This is a genomic window from Chryseobacterium sp. UYP7 (genome assembly GCF_056279225.1).
Window position 1 is genome coordinate 352,834 of record NZ_JBWBQW010000002.1, and the last position, 21,073, is coordinate 373,906.

The 21,073-nt window shown below is 37.9% G+C and carries 20 protein-coding genes; 9 read left to right on the top strand and 11 right to left on the bottom strand.

The features are described 5' to 3' along the window. Nucleotides 1-35: 35 nt before the first annotated feature. Both ACZ9HT_RS05905 and ACZ9HT_RS05910 read right to left on the bottom strand, forming a co-directional pair. A complete protein-coding gene (locus tag ACZ9HT_RS05905) occupies nucleotides 36-1,436 on the bottom strand; it encodes an OmpP1/FadL family transporter (protein WP_476039535.1) in 1,401 nt (466 codons plus the stop codon). Between the two features lie 30 nt (nucleotides 1,437-1,466). Continuing rightward, the gene (locus tag ACZ9HT_RS05910) at nucleotides 1,467-2,456 is read right to left on the bottom strand and encodes a prolyl-tRNA synthetase (RefSeq protein ID WP_476039536.1); all 990 of its coding nucleotides are present in this window, start codon (nucleotides 2,454-2,456) and stop codon (nucleotides 1,467-1,469) included. A gap of 152 nt (nucleotides 2,457-2,608) precedes the next feature. Between ACZ9HT_RS05910 and proS the strand changes: the two genes are divergently transcribed. From proS to ACZ9HT_RS05940, 6 genes are all read left to right on the top strand, one after another. Further along, complete coding sequence (gene proS / locus ACZ9HT_RS05915; RefSeq protein ID WP_476039537.1) at nucleotides 2,609-4,084, top strand: proline--tRNA ligase; 1,476 nt, start codon at nucleotides 2,609-2,611, stop codon at nucleotides 4,082-4,084. A 122-nt stretch (nucleotides 4,085-4,206) separates the two neighbouring features. After that, nucleotides 4,207-5,499: an OmpA family protein gene (locus ACZ9HT_RS05920; RefSeq protein ID WP_476039538.1), complete on the top strand. Its 1,293-nt coding sequence runs from the start codon at nucleotides 4,207-4,209 to the stop codon at nucleotides 5,497-5,499. Between the two features lie 110 nt (nucleotides 5,500-5,609). Continuing rightward, nucleotides 5,610-6,935, top strand: coding sequence for an Nramp family divalent metal transporter (locus tag ACZ9HT_RS05925; RefSeq protein WP_476039539.1), 1,326 nt, complete (start codon nucleotides 5,610-5,612; stop codon nucleotides 6,933-6,935). A gap of 285 nt (nucleotides 6,936-7,220) precedes the next feature. Then, nucleotides 7,221-7,760: a nucleotide exchange factor GrpE gene (locus ACZ9HT_RS05930; RefSeq protein ID WP_476039540.1), complete on the top strand. Its 540-nt coding sequence runs from the start codon at nucleotides 7,221-7,223 to the stop codon at nucleotides 7,758-7,760. Nucleotides 7,761-7,845: 85 nt separating this feature from the next. Beyond that, entirely contained in the window at nucleotides 7,846-8,970 is a 1,125-nt protein-coding gene (gene dnaJ, locus ACZ9HT_RS05935; protein ID WP_476039541.1) for a molecular chaperone DnaJ, read from the top strand. Nucleotides 8,971-9,069: 99 nt separating this feature from the next. After that, on the top strand, nucleotides 9,070-9,930 hold the full coding sequence (locus ACZ9HT_RS05940) for an alpha/beta fold hydrolase (RefSeq protein WP_476039542.1): 861 nt from the start codon (nucleotides 9,070-9,072) through the stop codon (nucleotides 9,928-9,930). On the opposite strand, the gene ACZ9HT_RS05945 is transcribed toward ACZ9HT_RS05940, so the two are convergent. Beyond that, a complete protein-coding gene (locus tag ACZ9HT_RS05945) occupies nucleotides 9,923-10,600 on the bottom strand; it encodes a DedA family protein (RefSeq protein WP_476039543.1) in 678 nt (225 codons plus the stop codon). The genes ACZ9HT_RS05940 and ACZ9HT_RS05945 overlap by 8 nt on opposite strands. A 63-nt stretch (nucleotides 10,601-10,663) precedes the next feature. Next, nucleotides 10,664-11,776 (bottom strand): peptide chain release factor 2, encoded by a 1,113-nt coding sequence (gene prfB, locus ACZ9HT_RS05950; protein WP_476039544.1) that lies wholly within the window; start codon nucleotides 11,774-11,776, stop codon nucleotides 10,664-10,666. A 116-nt stretch (nucleotides 11,777-11,892) separates the two neighbouring features. On the opposite strand from prfB, the gene ACZ9HT_RS05955 reads away from it, so the two are divergent. After that, nucleotides 11,893-12,372, top strand: a complete 480-nt coding sequence (locus tag ACZ9HT_RS05955) for a thermonuclease family protein (RefSeq protein WP_476039545.1) — start codon at nucleotides 11,893-11,895, stop codon at nucleotides 12,370-12,372. Between the two features lie 114 nt (nucleotides 12,373-12,486). Here ACZ9HT_RS05955 and glgP read toward each other — a convergent pair whose 3' ends face one another. Both glgP and ACZ9HT_RS05965 read right to left on the bottom strand, forming a co-directional pair. Then, nucleotides 12,487-14,145, bottom strand: coding sequence for an alpha-glucan family phosphorylase (gene glgP / locus ACZ9HT_RS05960; protein ID WP_476039546.1), 1,659 nt, complete (start codon nucleotides 14,143-14,145; stop codon nucleotides 12,487-12,489). Between the two features lie 146 nt (nucleotides 14,146-14,291). After that, nucleotides 14,292-14,651 carry a hypothetical protein gene (locus ACZ9HT_RS05965; protein ID WP_476039547.1) on the bottom strand — a complete coding sequence of 120 codons (360 nt, stop codon included), beginning with the start codon at nucleotides 14,649-14,651 and terminating at the stop codon, nucleotides 14,292-14,294. Between the two features lie 48 nt (nucleotides 14,652-14,699). On the opposite strand from ACZ9HT_RS05965, the gene ACZ9HT_RS05970 reads away from it, so the two are divergent. Further along, nucleotides 14,700-15,290 (top strand): DUF1572 family protein, encoded by a 591-nt coding sequence (locus ACZ9HT_RS05970; protein ID WP_476039548.1) that lies wholly within the window; start codon nucleotides 14,700-14,702, stop codon nucleotides 15,288-15,290. An 82-nt stretch (nucleotides 15,291-15,372) separates the two neighbouring features. After that, nucleotides 15,373-16,722 (top strand): tRNA (N(6)-L-threonylcarbamoyladenosine(37)-C(2))-methylthiotransferase MtaB, encoded by a 1,350-nt coding sequence (gene mtaB, locus ACZ9HT_RS05975; RefSeq protein WP_476039549.1) that lies wholly within the window; start codon nucleotides 15,373-15,375, stop codon nucleotides 16,720-16,722. Between the two features lie 3 nt (nucleotides 16,723-16,725). On the opposite strand, the gene ACZ9HT_RS05980 is transcribed toward mtaB, so the two are convergent. The 5 genes from ACZ9HT_RS05980 to ACZ9HT_RS06000 all read right to left on the bottom strand — a co-directional run bounded on the left by ACZ9HT_RS05980 (nucleotide 16,726) and on the right by ACZ9HT_RS06000 (nucleotide 20,876). Continuing rightward, complete coding sequence (locus ACZ9HT_RS05980) at nucleotides 16,726-16,878, bottom strand: hypothetical protein (RefSeq protein WP_476039550.1); 153 nt, start codon at nucleotides 16,876-16,878, stop codon at nucleotides 16,726-16,728. A 59-nt stretch (nucleotides 16,879-16,937) separates the two neighbouring features. Next, nucleotides 16,938-17,552 carry a DUF1684 domain-containing protein gene (locus ACZ9HT_RS05985; protein WP_476039551.1) on the bottom strand — a complete coding sequence of 205 codons (615 nt, stop codon included), beginning with the start codon at nucleotides 17,550-17,552 and terminating at the stop codon, nucleotides 16,938-16,940. A gap of 33 nt (nucleotides 17,553-17,585) precedes the next feature. Beyond that, the gene (locus ACZ9HT_RS05990; protein ID WP_476039552.1) at nucleotides 17,586-17,975 is read right to left on the bottom strand and encodes a hypothetical protein; all 390 of its coding nucleotides are present in this window, start codon (nucleotides 17,973-17,975) and stop codon (nucleotides 17,586-17,588) included. A gap of 70 nt (nucleotides 17,976-18,045) precedes the next feature. Beyond that, a complete protein-coding gene (gene mqo / locus ACZ9HT_RS05995) occupies nucleotides 18,046-19,551 on the bottom strand; it encodes a malate dehydrogenase (quinone) (RefSeq protein WP_476039553.1) in 1,506 nt (501 codons plus the stop codon). 317 nt (nucleotides 19,552-19,868) lie between these two features. Beyond that, nucleotides 19,869-20,876 (bottom strand): NAD(P)H-dependent glycerol-3-phosphate dehydrogenase, encoded by a 1,008-nt coding sequence (locus ACZ9HT_RS06000; protein WP_476039554.1) that lies wholly within the window; start codon nucleotides 20,874-20,876, stop codon nucleotides 19,869-19,871. Nucleotides 20,877-21,073: the final 197 nt, after the last annotated feature.

A 21,073-nucleotide genomic window follows, 5' to 3' on the forward strand; every position in this document is an offset into this window, starting at 1 on the left:
CTTCGGAGCTCTATCTTTTATTTCTGTTTTGAAAATTAAAATTTCCAGCCTAGAGTAATAAAGAAATTGTCTTTTTTATTCTTCACATCCGATACAACTGAAGCATCTGAATTGACGATGTACTGGTTTGAAAAATATCCTGTATTGTTCGCTAATGAGCCTTGTAAAAATGGGCTTTTATAGTCCGAAGTTATATTTTGATAAGCGGCATCAATATAAAATGATTTAAAATCATATCCGATTCCTGCGCCAATCGTATTGCTTTTCCCCGAAAATAAGTCACTAAAAGAATTATTTGAAGCTACTCCAGCATCAGAAAGGGAACTAATACTGGTCGAGTTAAAAGGACTGGATGCAAATCCGTAACCTCCTCGCAAACGCAGATCATTTAAACGATATTCTGCTCCGACTTTTACTTCTGAAAGATTGCTTGCATTATCAGAGAAGAATTGATTGATCTCCGTTTCAGCGCCGCCATAAACTTTATATTTCGCTTTTGTCAATCCTAAACTGTAATCAACATTGATTGCAAAGTTTTTACTTGCAACGTAGGCCGCACTTAATGTAGCCTTCATTGGTGAAGAAAGCTTCCGATCTTCGGTATAAGTACCATCTGTCGGATTGTCATACTCGTTGTACAATCTTGAGATATTCCACCAGGTTGGAGTTTCCAGAGCAGCTCCAACTCTAAATTGAGGACTGATTTTACCGATTACCCCAACAGAAGCGGAGAAACCACTTGATGACTCGGAAAATGGAGTGTACTGTTTGTTGTAGACATCGGTAATATTGGTATTATCTGTAAACGCAGCAGAATCATATTGATCCAAAATAGCATTATGAAAATTGAAACCTGCTCCAACATAAATTCTATTGTCGTAATTACCACCAACTCCAACGGAAGTTTTTGAAAGATTTCCGTACCGGTTGTAAGCGTGACCTGCAAAAGCAAGTTCATCAATCAAAACATTTCCCGCATCGGTTATTTCGTAAACCAAATTATTATTTCCAGGCGTTTCGGAATAATCTTCCAAAGATTTATTAGAATAATTCACTCCAACGTTCACAAATTTCCAGGCGGAAGATGGATTCATTTGAAAAACTGCGATTCCACCGGTATTTCCCAGATCAGTATTATTGACTTTATAATCTATAGATGTTCCTGCATAAGAAGTGGTATTCCTATTATTTTCTATAAACAAAGTCCCGGAAACTTCGCTTGCGATACTCACTGCGAGACCAGCAGGATTTGAGTTAAGAACAGAGGCATCGCCTCCCAAAGCTCCCATCGAGCCGGCCATCGCGTTATATTTCGAGGATCCATTTAAGGAGGAGTTGGAATAAACTTCTGAAGTATTTCTAATCGTAGAAACGTCTTGAGCGTTAGCAAAATAGGCAACGGCTATACTTAAAACCGTTAAAGATTTTTTTATCATTTTTTAATATTCTTCTATAAATTTTTAATATTATCTTCTAAAACCTCCGCCACCGGAAGATCTCGTAGATCCTGAGCTTGATGAACCACTGTTGAATCCACCTCCGGAATTTCCAGATCTAAAGCCGCCGTCGTTAGAATTACTTCTGCTTGGTTGCTGATAATTCGGAACGTTTTGTCTTGGAGAATTATTCTGTTGTCTGGGAATATTTTGTCTCGGTTGAGAATTTGTTCTAAATCGTGGTTGTGCGTTATTATTTCCGGGTTGACTATATCTCGGGTTGGATTGGCCATTATTGTTCATTCTTGTATTCTCATTTCGGAATCCAGCGTTCGAACTATTAGTATTTCTTGAATTGATATTAGCGTTCTTATTAATACTTCTGAAAGATCCGTCGTTACCACTTCTTTTATTGGTAAAACCACCGTTATAACTGTTATTCCCATTATATCCATTGCCGGAACCATAGTAAGGATTGTAACCGCCATAATAGGGGTTGTAACCGTAATATGGATTATAACTGTAATACGGGTTATAATATCCATAAGGGCTGTAGTAGCCGTACCATGAGTTATATCCCCAAGGATCATAAATGCCGTATCCGAAAGGTGAGCCCCAACCGAAACTCATTCCAAAACCAAATCCAGAGTACATTCCGTAACCAGAGTACATTCCGTATGGAGAACCCCAGGAATCGTTGTAGTGAGTGTCTGTACCATTATAATTTCCCCAGTCAGAATTTTGATTATCGATCCAGTTCTCATTGCGGTTCTCGGAGTTTAAATATTGATTTTGAGTATCGCTGGCTTGGTAATCATAGTAATCTCCAACTCTATTTCCGCTGTTCATTACCATTCCTTCAGGTAAAGTATCTCTGCTTGGGTCGTAGTAAACTCCATCAGTTTCGCTGTATCCGCCCATTTGAGGAACACATGACATGAGGAGAAATCCACCCGCAACTGCTAAAACCGCTTTGGATTGCAGCAATTTGAGTATTTTTTTATAAGTAATTTTTTCCATGATAGGTGAAAAGTTTAAATTGATTTATATTTGCATTTTATACCAAAATTATACCAATTAATCAGTACAAATTTTGAGTAAAAATACGCTTTTTAGATTAGATTCAAAGAGCACCAATAAGTTAAATCAATAGATAAAAATAATACATCATCATGGCAAAATTGACCTCGAGAGCTGAAGATTACAGCAAATGGTATAATGAACTTGTAGTAAAAGCAGATCTGGCAGAAAATTCTGGAGTTCGTGGCTGTATGATCATCAAACCATATGGGTACGCCATCTGGGAAAAAATGCGGGACGAAATGGATCGAAAATTCAAGGAAACTGGGCACGAAAATGCTTACTTCCCCATCTTTATTCCTAAAAGTCTTTTTGAAGCTGAGGAAAAAAATGCCGAAGGTTTCGCAAAAGAATGTGCAGTTGTTACCCACTATCGCCTAAAAGCAGATCCCAATAATCCCGGAAAATTAATTGTAGATCCCGAGGCGAAACTGGAAGAAGAATTAATCGTACGTCCGACTTCTGAAGCTATTATCTGGAATACTTATAAAAATTGGGTTCAATCCTATCGCGATCTGCCCATTTTAATTAATCAGTGGGCAAACGTTGTTCGTTGGGAAATGAGAACGAGATTGTTTTTGCGTACTGCAGAATTCCTTTGGCAGGAAGGTCATACGGCTCATGCTACGAAAGAGGAAGCCGTTGAAGAAACAGAAAAAATGATCGATGTGTATGCAGATTTCGCTGAAAATTTTATGGCGATTCCTGTGATTCGTGGAACTAAAACAGCCTCAGAAAGATTTGCAGGTGCTGACGAGACCTATTGTATTGAAGCATTAATGCAGGACGGTAAAGCTTTGCAGGCAGGGACTTCTCACTTTTTAGGTCAAAACTTTGGGAAAGCATTCGATGTAAAATTCACGAATAAAGAAGGAAAGATTGAACATGCCTGGGGAACTTCCTGGGGAACATCCACAAGATTGATTGGTGGTTTAATTATGACGCATTCAGATGATCTGGGATTAGTTTTGCCACCAAGTTTAGCACCAATTCAGGTCGTAATTGTTCCCATTTTTAAAGGAGAAGAGCAACTGCAACTGGTAAGTGAAGTTGCGGTGGATATTCAAAACAAACTGAAAGCGAAAGGAATTTCAGTAAAATATGATAATAAAACTGAAAACAAACCAGGTTGGAAATTTGCAGAATACGAATTAAAAGGAGTTCCGATCAGAATTGCAATTGGCGCCAGAGATCTGGAAAACAAAACCGTTGAAATCGCGAGAAGGGATAATTTGACGAAAGAAACCCAACCTTTAGAAAACATCGAAGTTTACATCGAAAACCTTCTCGAAACCATTCAGGAAGACATTTATAAGAAAGCACTTAATTTCCGCGATGAACATATAACGAAAGTTGATTCATACGTAGAATTCAAAAAAGTTTTAGAGGATAAAGGCGGCTTTATATCTGCGCATTGGGACGGTACAGACGAAGAAGAAGAACAGATCAAAAATGAAACGAAAGCCACAATCCGATGCATACCTTTGGATAACACATTAGAAGACGGGATTTCGCTAATTTCCGGAAAACCTTCTAAACAAAGAGTAATTTTTGCAAAATCATATTAGTAAATTTTAAGCGATTTTTGTATTGATTAAACGTTAATTTTTATATAAAATAAAGCAATTACTAAGTTGTTGGATTAATATTTGCATATATAAGGCTACGTTAAACATTAAAATAAACTATTATGTCACTAAACATTATCGACCTGATTAAAGGGCAATTAGGACCTGCGTTGGTTTCTCAATCTGCGTCACAATTAGGAGAAAGCGAATCTGGAATTTCTAAAGCAATAAGTGGATTACTTCCTGCCGTTGTTGGTGGATTAGCGAATAACGCTGATAAACCTGGAGTTTTAGATGCAATTACTGGTGCTGCTTCAACCGGCGTTCTTGGTAATTTATTACAGGGTTCTTCAAACAACTCCACGATCTCAACAGTTTTGTCCTCAATATTTGGAGATAAGATGGCTGGATTGGTTAATGCAGTTTCAAGTTTTGCCGGGGTGAGTAATTCTACATCGAGCTCTTTATTGAGTATGGTTACGGGTGCAGCCTTAGGTTCGATAGGAAAATATGCTGCAGATAATAATCTTGGAGCAGACGGTGTTAAGAGTTTACTTCACGATCAAAAAGGTGTTGTTTCTGCATTATTGCCTGCTGGTCTTTCTTTAGCTTCTCTGGGTTTAGGCTCAATGAGCGCTGATCCCACAAGTGTACCTTTAGAAACCGTTCAAACCACTTCATTTGACGAACCGAAAGTAGAAGTTAACAGAGGTGGAAACACTCATGTAAATCCTGATAAAGTTGATGATAACGACGGTGGTGGATCTATCTGGAAATGGTTATTACCTTTATTATTATTAGCGCTTGCAGCCTGGTTCTTATGGAAACAGTGTAACAAACCGGCAGATGCCACAACGACCATGAATGATTCAACAGCAGTGATGACAGACTCTTCTGCAGTAGTAGTTCCTGCTGATTCGACGACGATGACTCCAACGGCTAAAACTGATGAAGATATCGATTTGAATGGGACAATGCTCAAAGGATATAAAGGTGGAATGGAAGATTCAATGATTACTTTCTTGAAATCTGGATCCTACAAAAGCGCTGATGATGCTGCATTAAAAGATAACTGGTATACTTTTGATCACGTTAATTTTAAAGTTGGTTCTGCGACAGAATTAGAAACTGGTTCGCAAGGGCAAATGGATAATTTATTAGCGATCATGAAAGCTTATCCAGATGCAAAAATCAAAATTGGTGGTTATACAGATAAAACCGGTAACGAAGCATCTAATGTAAAATTGTCTCAGGAAAGAGCAGACTATATTAAAAAATGGTTGACCGACAAAGGTGTTGGTGCTCAAGTTCTTGGTGCTGAAGGTTATGGAAGTAAATTTGCTACCATTGATGCTTCTGCTACTGACGCAGATAGAGCAATGGATAGAAAAATGGCAGTGAGATTTGCAAAATAGTCTACACAAGCTATAATATATAATCCCGGCAATTGTCGGGATTTTTTTTGTGAAAATAGTTCAGATTAGATTTATTTATTTACATTTGTTAGACTAACCTAACATTAATCATGAACAGAGCCTGGAGAAAAGAAAAACATCAAAATTCATTGTCGGAAGTTTTTTCCTCTATAAACATACCGAAAGACGCAGGATTTTGGAGAACTTTACTCGCATTTGCAGGCCCTGGTTTAATGGTAGCTGTTGGGTATATGGATCCCGGAAATTGGGCGACAGATATTGCCGGCGGTGCAAAATTCGGTTATACGTTGCTTTCTGTTATCCTCATCTCTAACATTTTCGCCATTGTTTTACAGCATTTATCCTTAAAATTAGGCGTTGTTGCAGAACGGGATTTGGCGCAAGCATGTAGAGATCACTTTAAGCCAACCACCAATTTCATTCTTTGGGTTTTATGCGAAATTGCGATTGCAGCTTGTGATCTCGCAGAAGTGATCGGCTCCGCCATTGCTTTAAATTTACTTTTCGGAATTCCACTCACCTGGGGGATTGTAATAACAGGGATCGATGTTTTTATTATTTTACTTCTCCAATCGCGGGGTTTTCGCTGGATCGAAGCTTTCGTGGCAGGGTTAATATTTGTGATTTTCGCCTGTTTCGGTTATGAAATTTTAGCCAGCAAACCCGATTTATTTCCAATGCTTAAAGGTTTAATTCCTACGAAGGAAATCGTTTTTAATCCAACCATGCTCTATATCGCAATCGGGATTTTAGGCGCAACAGTGATGCCTCATAACCTTTATCTGCACAGCAGTATTGTACAGACCAGAAATTACAAAAGAGACACAGAAGGTAAAAAGATGGCCATCAAATTTGCAACGATAGATTCCAGCGTGTCTTTATTTTTAGCGTTTTTTGTAAATGCCGCGATCTTAATTGTTGCCGCAGCCACTTTCCATCATACCGGTTATCAGGATGTCGCAGATATTTACGATGCTCACGAATTATTAGCGCCTCTTTTAGGAACAAGTTTAGCAAGTATCTTTTTTGCAGTAGCGCTTTTAGCCTCTGGACAAAATTCAACACTAACAGGCACATTAGCCGGTCAAATTGTGATGGAAGGTTTTTTGAACATCAAATTAAAACCTTGGTTACGTCGATTGATCACACGATTACTCGCGATAATTCCCGCCCTGATTGTTGCCATATTGTATGGGGAAAAAGGTACTACTGATCTCTTGGTTTTAAGTCAGGTCATTCTTTCGATGCAATTAAGTTTTGCAGTAATTCCATTGGTTATGTTTACCAATTCCAAAGCTAAAATGGGAGAATTTGTTAACAAAATGTGGTTAAAAATTATTGTCTGGTTTATTACAGTGATCATTTTAGTTTTAAATTTATATCTTCTTTATACCACATTTTTCCCCGTAGAATAAAACCTTATTTCGTGTTTAATACTTTTATAGTAGCGATCCATCATCGCATTTAAGAAAGCTTGGAATCGATAAATTCAGATCTATTCTGCTATTTAATTTTTGATTGATGAAATTTCTTTCAGAATTGCAGTTCTCTACTAAATTTTTTGCTCGCCATAAAATTTCAGAAATCTACAGATCTTCATCAAATTTTCAGGGTTCATTTCATGGTATTACTGCCGAATTGTCCTAAAAGAGTCTTTGGCAAAATCTTTGCGAATTGATGATTATTAAAAATATAATATTATGTCAGAAAATCAAGATATACAGGATGATATGCTAAATTCGTCAGAAGAAATGAACGAAAACATGCAGAATGAAGCAGTCGATAATGTGACACCAACACCAAGCAACGAAGAACTTTTGGCAGAGGAGAAAGATCGTTACATCCGTCTTTTTGCTGAATTTGAAAATTATAAAAAAAGAACCACCAAAGAAAAAATGGAGTTCTTCCAATATGCAAATCAAGATATGATGATCAGTATGTTGGGTGTTTTAGATGATTTCGAAAGAGCTTTGAAAGAGATCGCTAAAAATGGCAACGAAGCAGATTTACAAGGGGTAGAATTAATTTATCAAAAATTCAAAAATAAATTGACAGAAAAAGGATTGAAACCAATGGAAGTAAATGCCGGCGATGATTTCAACGTAGATTTTCACGAAGCAATTACTCAAATTCCTTCCCCTTCACCGGAGTTGAAAGGAAAAATCGTAGATGTTATAGAGTCAGGATATTTATTGCAGGACAAAGTGATCCGATTTGCAAAAGTGGTTACCGGAAACTAAAAAATTATTAGCAATGAGTAATAAATAATGAGCAATTTTAAGGTCCGTTGCTTATTACTCATTTCTTATTACTCAAAGAATTAAGATGTCAAAAAAAGATTATTACGAAGTTTTAGAAATATCTAAATCTGCCTCAGCAGAGGAAATAAAGAAGGCTTACCGAAAAATGGCCATTAAATTTCACCCGGATAAAAATCCTGGAGATAATGCAGCAGAAGAAAAATTTAAAGAAGCTGCGGAAGCTTACGAAGTTTTGAGCGACGGCAATAAAAAAGCCCGTTATGATCAATACGGTCATGCAGGAATGAGTGGCGCTGCAGGCGGTTATGGTGGCGGCGGTTTCGGCGGTGGCGGAATGAACATGGATGATATTTTCAGCCAGTTTGGAGATATTTTTGGCGGTCATTTTGGCGGCGGCGGTGGCGGCGGTGCACAAAGACAGCAGGTTCGTGGCACCAATCTTCGCGTAAGAATGAAACTGAATCTCGAAGAGATGGTTAATGGTACTCAAAAAACCATTAAGGTTAAGAAAATGAAACTCGCGCCCGGAGCGACTTCAAAAACATGTTCAACATGTCATGGTAGCGGTGTTCAGGTAAAAGTAATGAATACCATGTTCGGACAAATGCAGACACAGGCGCATTGTTCAACTTGCCAGGGAATTGGTAAAGTAGCCGATAAAATTCCCGCAGGTGCAAATGCACAGGGTTTGATTAAAGAAGACGAAGAAGTAACGATTAATATTCCCGAAGGAGCACGAGAAGGAATTCAGCTGAATGTTCGTGGGAAAGGAAATGACGCACCATTTGGTGGAACCCCCGGAGATTTACTTGTGGTTGTTGAAGAAGAAGTTGACGCAACAATTAAGCGTGAGGGCGACAATCTTCATCAGGAATTGTATGTCTCTTTTGCAGAAGCAGCTTTAGGAACTCAAAAAGAAATCCCGACTGTTGGTGGAAAAGTAAAAATCAAAGTGGAAGCAGGAACGCAGTCAGGTAAGATCCTGCGACTTTCCGGTAAAGGTTTGCCAAGCATCGATAATTACGGGAAAGGCGATATGTTTGTACATATTAATGTTTGGACGCCGCAAAATCTTTCTCCAAGTCAAAAAGAGTTTTTCGAAAATCAAATTAAAAATGGCGAAATGATGGCCGAACCTTCCGGAAAGGAAAAAACCTTTTTCGATAAAGTTCGCGACTTATTCAACTAATATTTATAAGAGACTTTTTTAAGGTCTCTTTTTTATTTAATGCATAGTGATTTTTTATATTTCGAAAACTTTTGGCACTAAGTTGTCAACACTTTATTTATGAGAAAATTTATTTTAAATCAGCATTTTTGGGGAACTATCGCTTTAGGGATGATCTTTAGTTCCTGTTCTACAAAATATAAAGCTGTGGAAGAGAACGGAGCCAGAAAATTATACAATGTAAAATATGGCGATCATACGCAGCAAAGAATGGATGTTTTTCTTCCTGCAAATTACACTTCCAAAAGTCCAATTGTCATGATCGTTCACGGTGGCGGCTGGAAATTTGGTCATAAGGAACACATGAAGATGATTCAGAATTTCCTCTTCAAAAATAATATTCCGAGCATCAATATCAATTACAGGCTGCTTACGAAAGAAGTTCGCTATCAACAACAGGTTCAGGATATTTCAAAAGCCGTTCTCAAAAGCAACGAACTCGCCCAAAGTTGGGGTTTAAATCCCAGCAATTACGTTTTACTGGGCGAAAGTGCAGGCGGACATTTGGCGCTTCTCTATGGCTATGATAATCCGCAGGAAATTAAGAAAATCATCTCTATGAGTGGTCCAACCGATTTCTATTCGGAAAAATATCAGGCGAGCAAATATTATAAAAGAAGCAAAGGCGTCTTTCAAAAAGTGGTAGGCGACAAATTCGAAAATAATTTAGAAGCTTTTAAGATTGCAAGTCCGATCACCCACGTATCAAATATTCCTACACTTATTTTTCAGGGCGACCGGGACTTTCTGGTGAATAAAAATCAGGGACTGGCTTTAGATTCTGTATTAACTTCAAAAAAAATTCCTCATAAATTGGTGTTTATGAAGAATTCCGGACATGTTCCGAGATATGTAAAACGCAAGCGCGATTCTATTATTTTTCCGAATATTTTATCTTTTATACAAGAGAAAATTAACTAGTTCTTTCCGGTTTCTTTTTACCGAAGAAAAACTTAAGTACAATTGGTAATGTGGTAATTAAAACAATCACAAGAATAATCATTTCTAAATGCTTTTTCAAGTCGATATCAAATTGCTGAATAAAAAGTTTATCTAAATAATGACCGGCAAAAATCAGGATGAATGACCAAAGAAATGCACCGATCACATTGTCGATGAAAAATCTTTTCTTATCCATCTTCACAATACCTGCAACGATAGGGGTAAAAGTTCTTACGATCGGTAAAAATCTCGCCATAATAACGGCCAGCGCACCATGATCTTCGAAGAAATCGTGCGCCTGAAATAAATATTTTTTCTTGAATAAAAAAGAATCTTCTCTTTTGTAAAGCGCAGGACCAGCTTTCAAACCAAACCAGTATCCAACTTCATTACCAATAATGGCCGCTACTGCAACTGCTGTTGCCAACATGGTCGTATCAAACAAGTCGCTGCCGGAAGAACCGAAAGTTTCTTTCATAATATCTACGGCATAAATCCCCGATACGAAGAGCAAACTGTCACCCGGAAGAAAAAAGCCGACGAATAAACCGGTCTCCGCAAAAATGATGAATAAGATGAGCCAGAAACCGCCCATTTGTATGTAAAATTCTGGATTCAATAAATCCTTCCAACTTTCAAAATGTCCCATATTCGCAAAGATAATAAAAGAGAAGTGTCACAAAGATTAATAAATTGTTAAAGTTTGCCAAACTTACAGAGCAAAGTCATCGTCGGTTACCGCGGTTCCGTCACCCATCAAAAATGCTTTTAAAAACGGAGTTATATCGCCATTCATCACGCCATCAACATCCGAAGTTTCATGTCCGGAACGCACATCTTTTACAAGTTTGTAAGGATGCATTACGTAATTTCTAATTTGACTTCCCCACTCGATCTTCATTTTTCCGGCCTCGATCTCGTTCCGGGCTTTCATTCGTTCCGCGAGTTCCATTTCATACAAACGGGATTTCAGCAATTGCATTGCCTTTTCTTTATTTTGAAGTTGCGACCGGGACTCAGAATTTTCAATGATAATTCCAGATGGTGCGTGACGGAGACGAACTGCCGTTTCTACCTTATTTACATTTTGTCCGCCTGCGCCACTGGAACGCATTGTTTCAAAGGAAATATCTGCAGGATTGATGTTAATTTCAATCGTATCATCAACCAGTGGATACACGTAAACCGACACAAAACTTGTATGTCTTTTCGCATTCGAATCAAAGGGAGAAATTCTCACTAAACGATGAACCCCATTTTCTCCACGCAAATAACCGAAAGCAAATTCGCCATCGATTTCTAAAGTCACGGTTTTTACACCGGCAACTTCACCTTCCTGATAATTTAATTCTCGAAGTTTATATCCTTGTTTTTCTGCCCACATGGTGTACATTCTCATGAGCATGGAAGCCCAGTCGCAGGATTCTGTCCCACCCGCTCCCGCAGTGATTTGTAATACCGCAGAAAGTTCGTCGCCTTCGTTAGACAACATGTTTTTAAATTCCAGATCATCCATTTTTTCTAAGAGAATGGGAAATGAAGTTTCCAGTTCTTTCTCGGAATCCGGATCTTCTTTTGCAAAATCCAGAAGTACCTGAATGTCCTCGAACCTCGCAAAAATCTCTTCATAATCGTTCACCCATTTTTTCCTGGAACGCATTTGTTTCATGAAAATTTCGGCTTCTTTTGGATGATCCCAAAACTCGGGGGACAAAGTTTTTTCTTCGTCATTGCTAATCTCTATTTTCTTTTTTTCGATCTGCAAAAATTTATACAGATCCTGAATACGGGATTGTGCCTCTTTAATTTGGTCGCTGTTAATCATACTCCGCAAAAATACGGAAATTTTTCCTCAACATAAATTGATTATTAAAGTTGATTACATTTATTTTAGTGAATAAAAAAGAGCAGAAACACTAACATAAAAGTTACTTTTGCAGCATGCGGATCCGTTTTTATATTCTCCTTTTCTTTCTTTTCATTTTACAATTTAATGCCCAGACTGCGGGGAAATATTACCCGGTTTCACGAGTCGTCGATGGTGATACGTTTGTGATTATAGCCGAAAACAATATCAAAGTAAAAATTCGTTTCATTGGGATTGATGCGCCGGAAAGTCGAAACGTCGGGAAAAGAAAGCAAGTACAGATTTTCGGTCGCGAAGCAAAAGTCTTTCTGGAAAAATATCTTTCTCAAAAAAAAGTCCGTTTAGAATTTGATGTCCAGAAGCTCGACCGATACGGCAGAACTTTAGCCTACATTTATTTGGAAGACGGCACTTTTGTAAATAATTATCTGGTTCGCAAAGGATTCGCCAGAGTTTCTACTTTTCCACCCAATGTGAAGTTCGTAGCAGTTTTTCAGAAATCTGAAGAGAAAGCCCGAACTAAGAAATCAGGTCTGTGGAAACTGAATTATTGATCATTCCAAAGTTTCTAAATTTTGAAGTAGAGGATTAATAGTTAGCAATCTTCAAACAAAAAATCCGGGAATGTACATTCCCGGATCTTAAATTATTTATTTATTTACAAAAATCTAATTTTCGTAGATCTGTTTGTAATATTCGTCTGCCATTCTATCGCTGTTAAATTTCACTTTAACATCATCCATCGCAGTTTGCTGAATTTTTCTCCATTGATCTGGATTGTCGTAATACGTTGGAAGGATCTCATTTTCCAAAACGTTATAAAGATTTTCGAGATCGAAATTATCCTGATCGTAAACGCTTGTATTATTATAATCCGCTTGTGGCGTTACAAAACCGTTAATTCCGTTCTTCGCAAATTCCGGGATCCAGCCATCATCTGTAGAAAGATTTACGGATCCACACATTGAAGCGGTCATTCCAGAGGTACCGGAAGCTTCTCTCGGCACTCTCGGATTATTTAACCACAGATCAGAACCCTGCTTCAAAGACTTACTTAAAGCCAGCTCATAACCGGTAAGAACCGCCATGTTTTTGTAATATTTACTTTCTTCAACCAAAGTATTGAAAGTGGAGATCGCCGAATAATCCATTGGATAAGGTTTTCCTGCCCAAATAATTTGTACCGGATATTTCGGATTGTTTAATAATCTTTCGAACCGCTGTTTATCATGAAGCAAAAGATCGGCTCTTTTGTATCCTGCAAACCTTCGTGCCCAAACGATCGTGAAGATATTCGGATCGAAAAGATTTCCGGTTTGGTCTGCGACAATTTTAAAGGTTCTTTTTTTCAAATGTTTTTTTCGGAAATCAAAAAGCATATTATCACTTTCATCTTTCGCGTCGTACAGAGGTTTGTCTGCCCAATATTTAAATTCCTGCGCATTCGTGATGGCTTTGATCTCGCAGATTTTTGGATATTTACTCCACATTTTTCGGGAAACCTCGCCGTGAAGCTGAGAAACTCCGTTCGCCACCCGGGCCATTCTTAATGCACAAAGGGAATGATTAAAACGGTTATCTTCAACGCCTTCGATCGTCTTTACTTCTTCAATGGATAAACCGGAGAAATAAGACATATCGTGGCACATGAAAATATCGTGTTTCTCGTTGCCGGCTTCTTCCGGTGTATGCGTTGTGAAAACTAATTTCTCTTTCACTTTTTCCAGATCACCGCCAAACTTTTTCAGCAAGTAAAAAGCTGCAGGTAAACCGTGAGCTTCATTTAGATGATAAACATCGCGTTCTATATTTAACTCATCTAATAATTTCGCGCCGCCTTTCCCAAGCAAAACATATTGCGCGATCTTTGTAGATTCATTCGCATCATATAAACGGTGCGTTATTGTTTTTGAAATGTGATCATTTTCCGGAACGTCGGTGGAAAGAAAAAACATGGGTGCAGTGTGAAAAATCTCCGGATCCAGATAATAAACTTTTACCCAAACCGGTGCAGAATGAATTTCTATTTGAAATTTAATCCCGGTATCTTGTAGAAAACTGTACATTTTTACCGTCCAGGTCGGTTGCAAAGTCTGATCGTGATTTCTGGCTTGGTCGTAATAACCAAATTTCCATAAAATCCCGATTCCTACCAGATCCTGCTTCAAATTATAAGCACTTCTCATATGCGAACCTGCCAAAAAGCCCAGTCCGCCGGAATAAATTTTTAAAGCTTGATCAATGGCAAACTCCATCGAAAAATATGCTACTTTTTTACTGTATTCCTGGTTGATGCTGAAAGGCATCTTGAAGTTTTTAAAATCCATTTATCTCTTATTTTTAATAAGGTGCAAATGTATTCATTTAAAGTTTTAACTGAATTTTTTACATCAATTATTTTCAATGCAGGCAAACCACATTCTAATTGATGTCGGGAAAAGTGCTGCAAAAAAACGCTGAAATTTTTCAGGTCTTAAATAAAACAAGAAGTGTCTTTGAAATAATCTGAAAGCAATTTAATCTTGCCACACTCCGTAAAAGCGATCACAGTGCAGATATTATTCGTATAAAATCCTTTTCCTTTCATATTTCCAAGGGAAACTGTTTCATAAAAAAACCGTCCCTTTCCTAAATTGAAAATTTCTGATTCTTTCCATTCGATACTCTCATATTTTCGAAAAATAGCTCGGAATAAAGCCAATATTCTACTATCGCCCTGAATTTCCTTAGCGGGCGGAATCCAAATTTTACTCTCTTCGTTGAACCATTTTTTCAGGTTTTCTACGTTCATAGAATTTAAATCCTGCATAAATGATGTTACTTTACAATCCATGCGCATATATACGAAAAATTGCTAACTTTAGATTTATTTTCTAACAGAATGAAAGATTTATTTATTAAACGTTTCCTTTTCTATAAGGATTTAGGGGATCGCACTTTTAACCAGATCACCGATGAGCAAGCACTTTGGCAACATAATTCTGAAAGTAATTCGATTGCAGCGATTGTCAAACATATTTCTGGAAACATGATTTCGCGCTGGACTAATTTCCTAACGGAAGATGGAGAAAAAGACTGGCGAAACCGCGATTCAGAATTTCAAAACGACCTAAATTCAAAAGCAGAAATGCTGGAAGTTTGGGAAAAAGGCTGGACCGTTTTATTTGAAGCTTTAAATCAAATTTCTGAGGACAACATCAACAACATTATTTTAATTCGGGGCGAAAAACATTTAGTTCTCGATGCTGTTTTACGACAACTGGCGCATTATCCTTATCACATTGGGCAAATCGTTTATATCGCCAAAATGCTTCAAAATGAGGAATGGAAAACACTTTCTATCGCCCGAAACAAATCTTTTGAGTACACGACAGACCTTTTAAAAAAGCAAAAGCCGGATGAAATTCAGCAAAATTCATCTCCGGTTTGCTATGCGAAAAGCGATGAAGTTCGTGATGATTATAAGATCTAATACTTTCCACAGAATCCATTTCGCTCTATTCTGTTTAAAATTTTGAATTCCTTATCTTTGCAATCTCAAATTTTTTAAAGAATTGAATTCTCTTCAAACAAAAACCGCCGCTTTCCATACGCTTGGCTGCAAATTAAATTTCGCAGAAACTTCTACCATTGCTAGACAACTCACCGATGCAGGTTACGAAAAAGTAAATTTTGATCAGCCCGCAAATGTTTATGTCATTAATACTTGTTCGGTGACAGAAAATGCGGATCGCGAATGTAAACTCCATGTGAAGCGTGCAATGAAAGCCAATCCGGAAGGTTTGGTTGTTATTTTAGGTTGTTATGCGCAGTTGAAGCCGGAAGAAATTTCTACCATTACAGGTGTAGATCTGGTTTTGGGTGCGAAAGAGAAATTCAATATTCTGAGTTACTTAGATGATCTGCAGAAAAGCGAAGATCACGGAATCATTCATTCCTGTGAGATCGATGAAGCTGATTTTTTCATCGGAAGTTATTCGATCGGTGACCGAACCAGAGCATTTCTTAAAGTTCAGGATGGTTGCGATTATAAATGTACCTACTGCACAATTCCTTTGGCGCGTGGAATCTCCCGTTCAGATACCATAGAAAGTGTGGTGCAGAATGCTAAAGAAATTGCTGCAAAAGGTATTAAAGAAATTGTTTTAACCGGTGTAAACATTGGTGATTACGGAAAAGGTGAATTCGGAAATAAAAAACACGAGCATACTTTTCTGGATTTAATTTCTGAACTGGATCAAGTTGAAGGTATCGAAAGAATTAGAATTTCCTCCATAGAACCCAATCTTCTAAAAGACGAAAGCATCGATCTGGTTTCAAAAAGCAAACGATTTGTGCCGCATTTTCATATTCCTTTGCAAAGTGGTAGCGACGATCTTTTGAAGAAAATGAAACGTCGGTATATGACGAATTTGTATCAAAACAGAGTTAAAAAAATTCGCGAAGTAATGCCTGATTCCTGTATTGGAGTTGATGTAATTGTTGGATTTCCGGGCGAAACGGAGGAGAAATTTTTAGAGACTTACAATTTCTTAAATGAACTTCCTATCAGTTATCTGCACGTCTTTACTTATTCTGAAAGAGAAAATACCGAAGCTGCAGAAATGGATGGAGTTATTCCCATTCCGGAAAGAAAACGCCGTAATAAAATGTTAAGAATTCTTTCAGAAAAAAAGAAGATGGCATTCTATCAAACTCAAGTTGGCAAAACGCTTCCCGTACTTTGGGAGCATGAAAATAAAAATGGAATGATGTTCGGCTTCACCGAAAATTATGTGCGCGTTCAGAAACCATTCGACATCAATTCGGTCAACAAGATCGAACATTTAAAACTCAACAAAATTGAAGACGACGGAAGCGTTTCTGTCAGTCAACAATTTGAGGCTTTTCTCGCAAAAGTTTAAGATTTATTTTACCGGCTGAGTTTCTCCAACATTCATACTCTGAAACAATTCCGGGAAAAACATGGTCAGCACAAAATAGAAAATAACTAACAGTGCAATGACTATAATTGAACCGATAACAAGTGGTCCTGGTGTATTTTTTTTTGAAGGTTCCATAGTTTAATTTTTTTAATATTGAGGTTTACCGAGCGATTTTTATGCCACTAAGATACCTTTTAATGGTGATAAACATCTTCATACTTTACACCTGCGTCAATTCTTACGGGTAAAAAATTTTCTTCGGGTACGATCGGACAGTTATAATCGTAGGCATTATATGCACAGAAAGGTTGATAAGACTGATTAAAATCGAGCAAAATTACATTTGATTTTGGAATTCTCAAATCCATGTATTTGCCGCCACCATAAGTTTCTTTGCTATTAGTTTCGTCACGAAAAGGTAGAAACAGATAATCTGCGAACCCTTCTTTCTTGCTCAGATTTAAGCTTTGATAGATCGCTAAAGTATAAGTTTTCCCGTCCAGAACAAAGGTCGCTTTGCCATATTGAATATAAGGTTGCGTTCGTCCGGAAGAAGTTGGTAGATCAAATGGAACCGCATTTTCTGTCCGCTCAAATTTTGCCTCAACTCTATATTTCAAATTAATGGGAAAGAATTGATGATTTTTGAAGTTGGCAAAATTATCATCACGCAACGGCGTTTCTTTCGGATTCTTATATTCTTTATTCAAATTTTTTTGAAATTTTTTGATGGTAGAAATTTGCTTTCTTTCTGTTTGAGAAAATCCTAAAAAAGAGATCAAAAGAAAAAGTAGAGTGAATTTTTTCATAAGTGGAAAATGATAAGGTGTGAAAAAGTTCTATTAAGTCAGTTTTACCCGATAAACGTCAGAACCATTTCTTTTAATATTTTTGACGTGAAAACCTCCTTCTTCCGGGATTATTTCCTGAAGATCAAAAGTTTTACAGTCTTTCGGCAATCCGGTGAAAACGAGCGTAAACCAAAAATCTTTAAAAGGCGGGACTTCTGTCCAGTACGGAAAAATAGAAATATTCTCGTGGTGGATCAATCCACTTCTATGCCCTAAACTGTCATCGATCAGATAAGTCGAATTCCAGATCCTGATTAAACTTCCCTCTGAAAAAGTTGCCGGAAAACAACAATGAACGATGACCTGCTTTTCCTCCTCAATTTTTGTTTGAAGCGATTCAAGGATTTCCTGTACGATTTCAGGTTTGATGATTGTTGCCATTTTATTTATAAGTAATCAGCAATTGGTAATGAGCAATATAAATAGGTCGTTCTAAATTTAATGTACATTATTAATATTCCAGTTCTAATTTTTCTTTCGTGTAGTCTCGCATTTTTTCTGCGAGTTCTACATTCTCGGATAATTTCTGACCATAAGACGGAATCATTTCCAGAAGTTTATCCATCCATTCGTTTTCTAACTTTTCGGGGAAACACTTTTCAATAACCTGCATCATGGCGTAAACCGCGGTAGAAGCTCCCGGCGAGGCACCCAAAATTGCGGCGACTGTTCCATTTGCATTCACAACCACTTCAGTACCGAATTCTAATTTTCCGCCCATTTTATCATCTTTTTTGATGACTTGAACGCGCTGTCCGGCAATCTTTAATTCCCAGTCTTCTTCGTTGGCATCTTTTACAAACTCCCTTAAGTGTTGAATTCTTTGCGCTTTTGTCATCGCAACCTGTCTAACCAAATATTGCGTTAAAGGCAAATTATGCCACCACGCTCCAAACAGAGAACGAATATTTTTAAAGTTGATACTTTCCGGAAGATCAAGATAACTGCCCTCTTTTAAAAATTTGGTAGAGAAACCTGCGAAGGGTCCAAATAACAAAGCTTTTTTACCATCGATAATTCGAAGATCTAAATGCGGAACACTCATTGGTGGCGCATCTACCGTTGCCTGCGTGTAAACTTTTGCATGATGTTGCGCAATTAATTCTGGATTATGCGTAACAAGCCATTCCCCGGAAACCGGAAAACCACCATAACCAGCACTTTCCGGAATATCGGAACTGTCTAAAAGTGGAAGCGCATAACCACCAGCGCCGATAAACACAAAATCTGCAACCACTTCCTGTGTATGTTGATGCAAACGGTCTTTTATTTCGATCGCCCATTTCCCGTCTTTTCGAAGGTCTAAATCTTTGGCTTCGTGGTAAAGGAAAATTTCAACGCCGGAATCTTCCGCTAAAAACCGGCCTAATTTCCTCGTTAGACTTCCAAAATTAACATCGGTTCCCAGATCCATTTTGGTCGCGGCGAGAACTTCATTATCCTTTCTTTTGCTCATGATCAGGGGAATCCATTCCCGCAGTTTGTCGTGATCCATTGTAAATTCCATTCCTTTAAAAAGATTGGATTTTATCATTTTATCATGGCGTTTTCGTAAAAATTCGGCATCATTTTTCCCAAAAACCAAACTCATGTGCGGACAGGAATTAATGAATTCTTTTGGCTCGTCGATATAATTTTTCTTAATCAAAAAAGACCAAAACTGTTTAGAAATCTCGAACTGCTCAGCGATCGCTTCAGCTTTTGTGATTTCTATAGTTCCATCTTCTTTTTCTGGGGTGTAATTGAGTTCGCAAAACGCAGAATGTCCCGTTCCGGCATTGTTCCAGGCAGCTGAACTTTCGCGCGCAAATCTGCCAAGGCGTTCGAAAATGGCGATCTTTAAATGAGGATCAAATTCGTGAAGCAAGGTTGCAAGCGTTGTGCTCATAATTCCGCCGCCAATTAAAACGACATCATATTTCGGCTTTGGAGTTCTTTTGGTCAAAAATTCTGGCATATTGTATTGTTTTGAAGGACTAATTTCGGAAAATTTTAGTTTGCAAAATCATTTTTTTTTGAAAATTATATCCTGATGATGTAGAAATAAAAAAGAGATGATTTTTCATCATAACTTCTTCTTTCCTCATTTTTAAAAACTTAGTTTGTTATTGGCGAAATCTCTGCGCAAGGGCGAAGTGCATTGTTGGTCTCGTCTTGGGACGAGATTAAAAAGCGCGACTGCACGCAGACCAACCTGCATGATCGAGCGGCGGGCGAAACCGACAAAGGAGGTTTTGCCCAAAGCGAAAGAGTGCAGGATGCGCCCAAATAAAATTAATTCAACTTCGTGGTGAGTTTCTGAAATTGCTTTTCGGCATTTTTCTCTTCATATAAAATTCCGTAAATCGTGTCGATGATCGGCGTATCCATCTTTTTATCCTGAGAGGTTTTGTAGATCGAATCGGCGGCGTAGTACCCTTCTGCAATCATATTCATAGACTGAATGGCAGATTTTACGGTGTACCCTTTTCCTATTAAATTCCCCAGATTTCTGTTCCGCGAAAACAAGGAATAAGCGGTAACGAGTAAATCGCCGAGGTAAGCACTTTCGTTCACATCTCTTGGTGTTTCATGAATCTCCTCAAGAAAAACTTCCATTTCGCGGATCGCGTTCGTCACAAAAACTGCCGTAAAGTTATCGCCGTAACCCAAACCGCTTGCGATCCCGGCTCCGATGGCGTAAATATTTTTTAGAATGGCGCTGTATTCATTTCCCATAACGTCGCAGCTGCAATTCACTTTTATAAAATGAGAGGAAAAAAGATCGTGTAAAACTCTCTGATTTTCAGCCACAGAAGCGATCGTTAGGTAGGAAAGGCGTTCCATAGCGACTTCTTCTGCATGACAAGGTCCGGCAATCACCGCCTGGTTTTTGAAATCGATCTTGAATTCGTTGTGCAAATAATTAGCGACTACATCATTCACTTTCGGTACAATTCCTTTGATGGCCGAAACAAAAAGTTTGCCCGAATAATCGCAGGTCATTTTATCTAAACTATCGGATAGATAGATGGAAGGCGTTGCTAAAACGATAATGTCACATTCTGAAACGAGTTCGTTGATATCGGTGGTTAATTTCAGTTTCTTAATATCGAACTGAACGGCGGTAAGATAGGTTGGATTGTGGTGACGAAGCTCTATGGCGCCTTTAACAAACTCATTGCGAACGCACCAGTTTACGACTTTGCAGTTTTCTGTCAACATCTTTACAATGGCGGTTGCAAAACTTCCGCTTCCTAAAACACCAACGGTTGGACGGCTTTTATGATCTTTCTTATCCATTTTTTTCAGTTAAAAGCCAAATATACGAAAGTAGGCAATCGAAAAAAAAAGATTCTTTAACGAAAAACTTTTATTGGTGATTTTTATGATAACGTTAACAACTTTAGCCACAACTTTTAACAAGATAATCCCGTTTAAGTTTCCATAAAGTCATAACGGTCAACTGAATTAGATAATTTTATTTATTTTTGCAGACT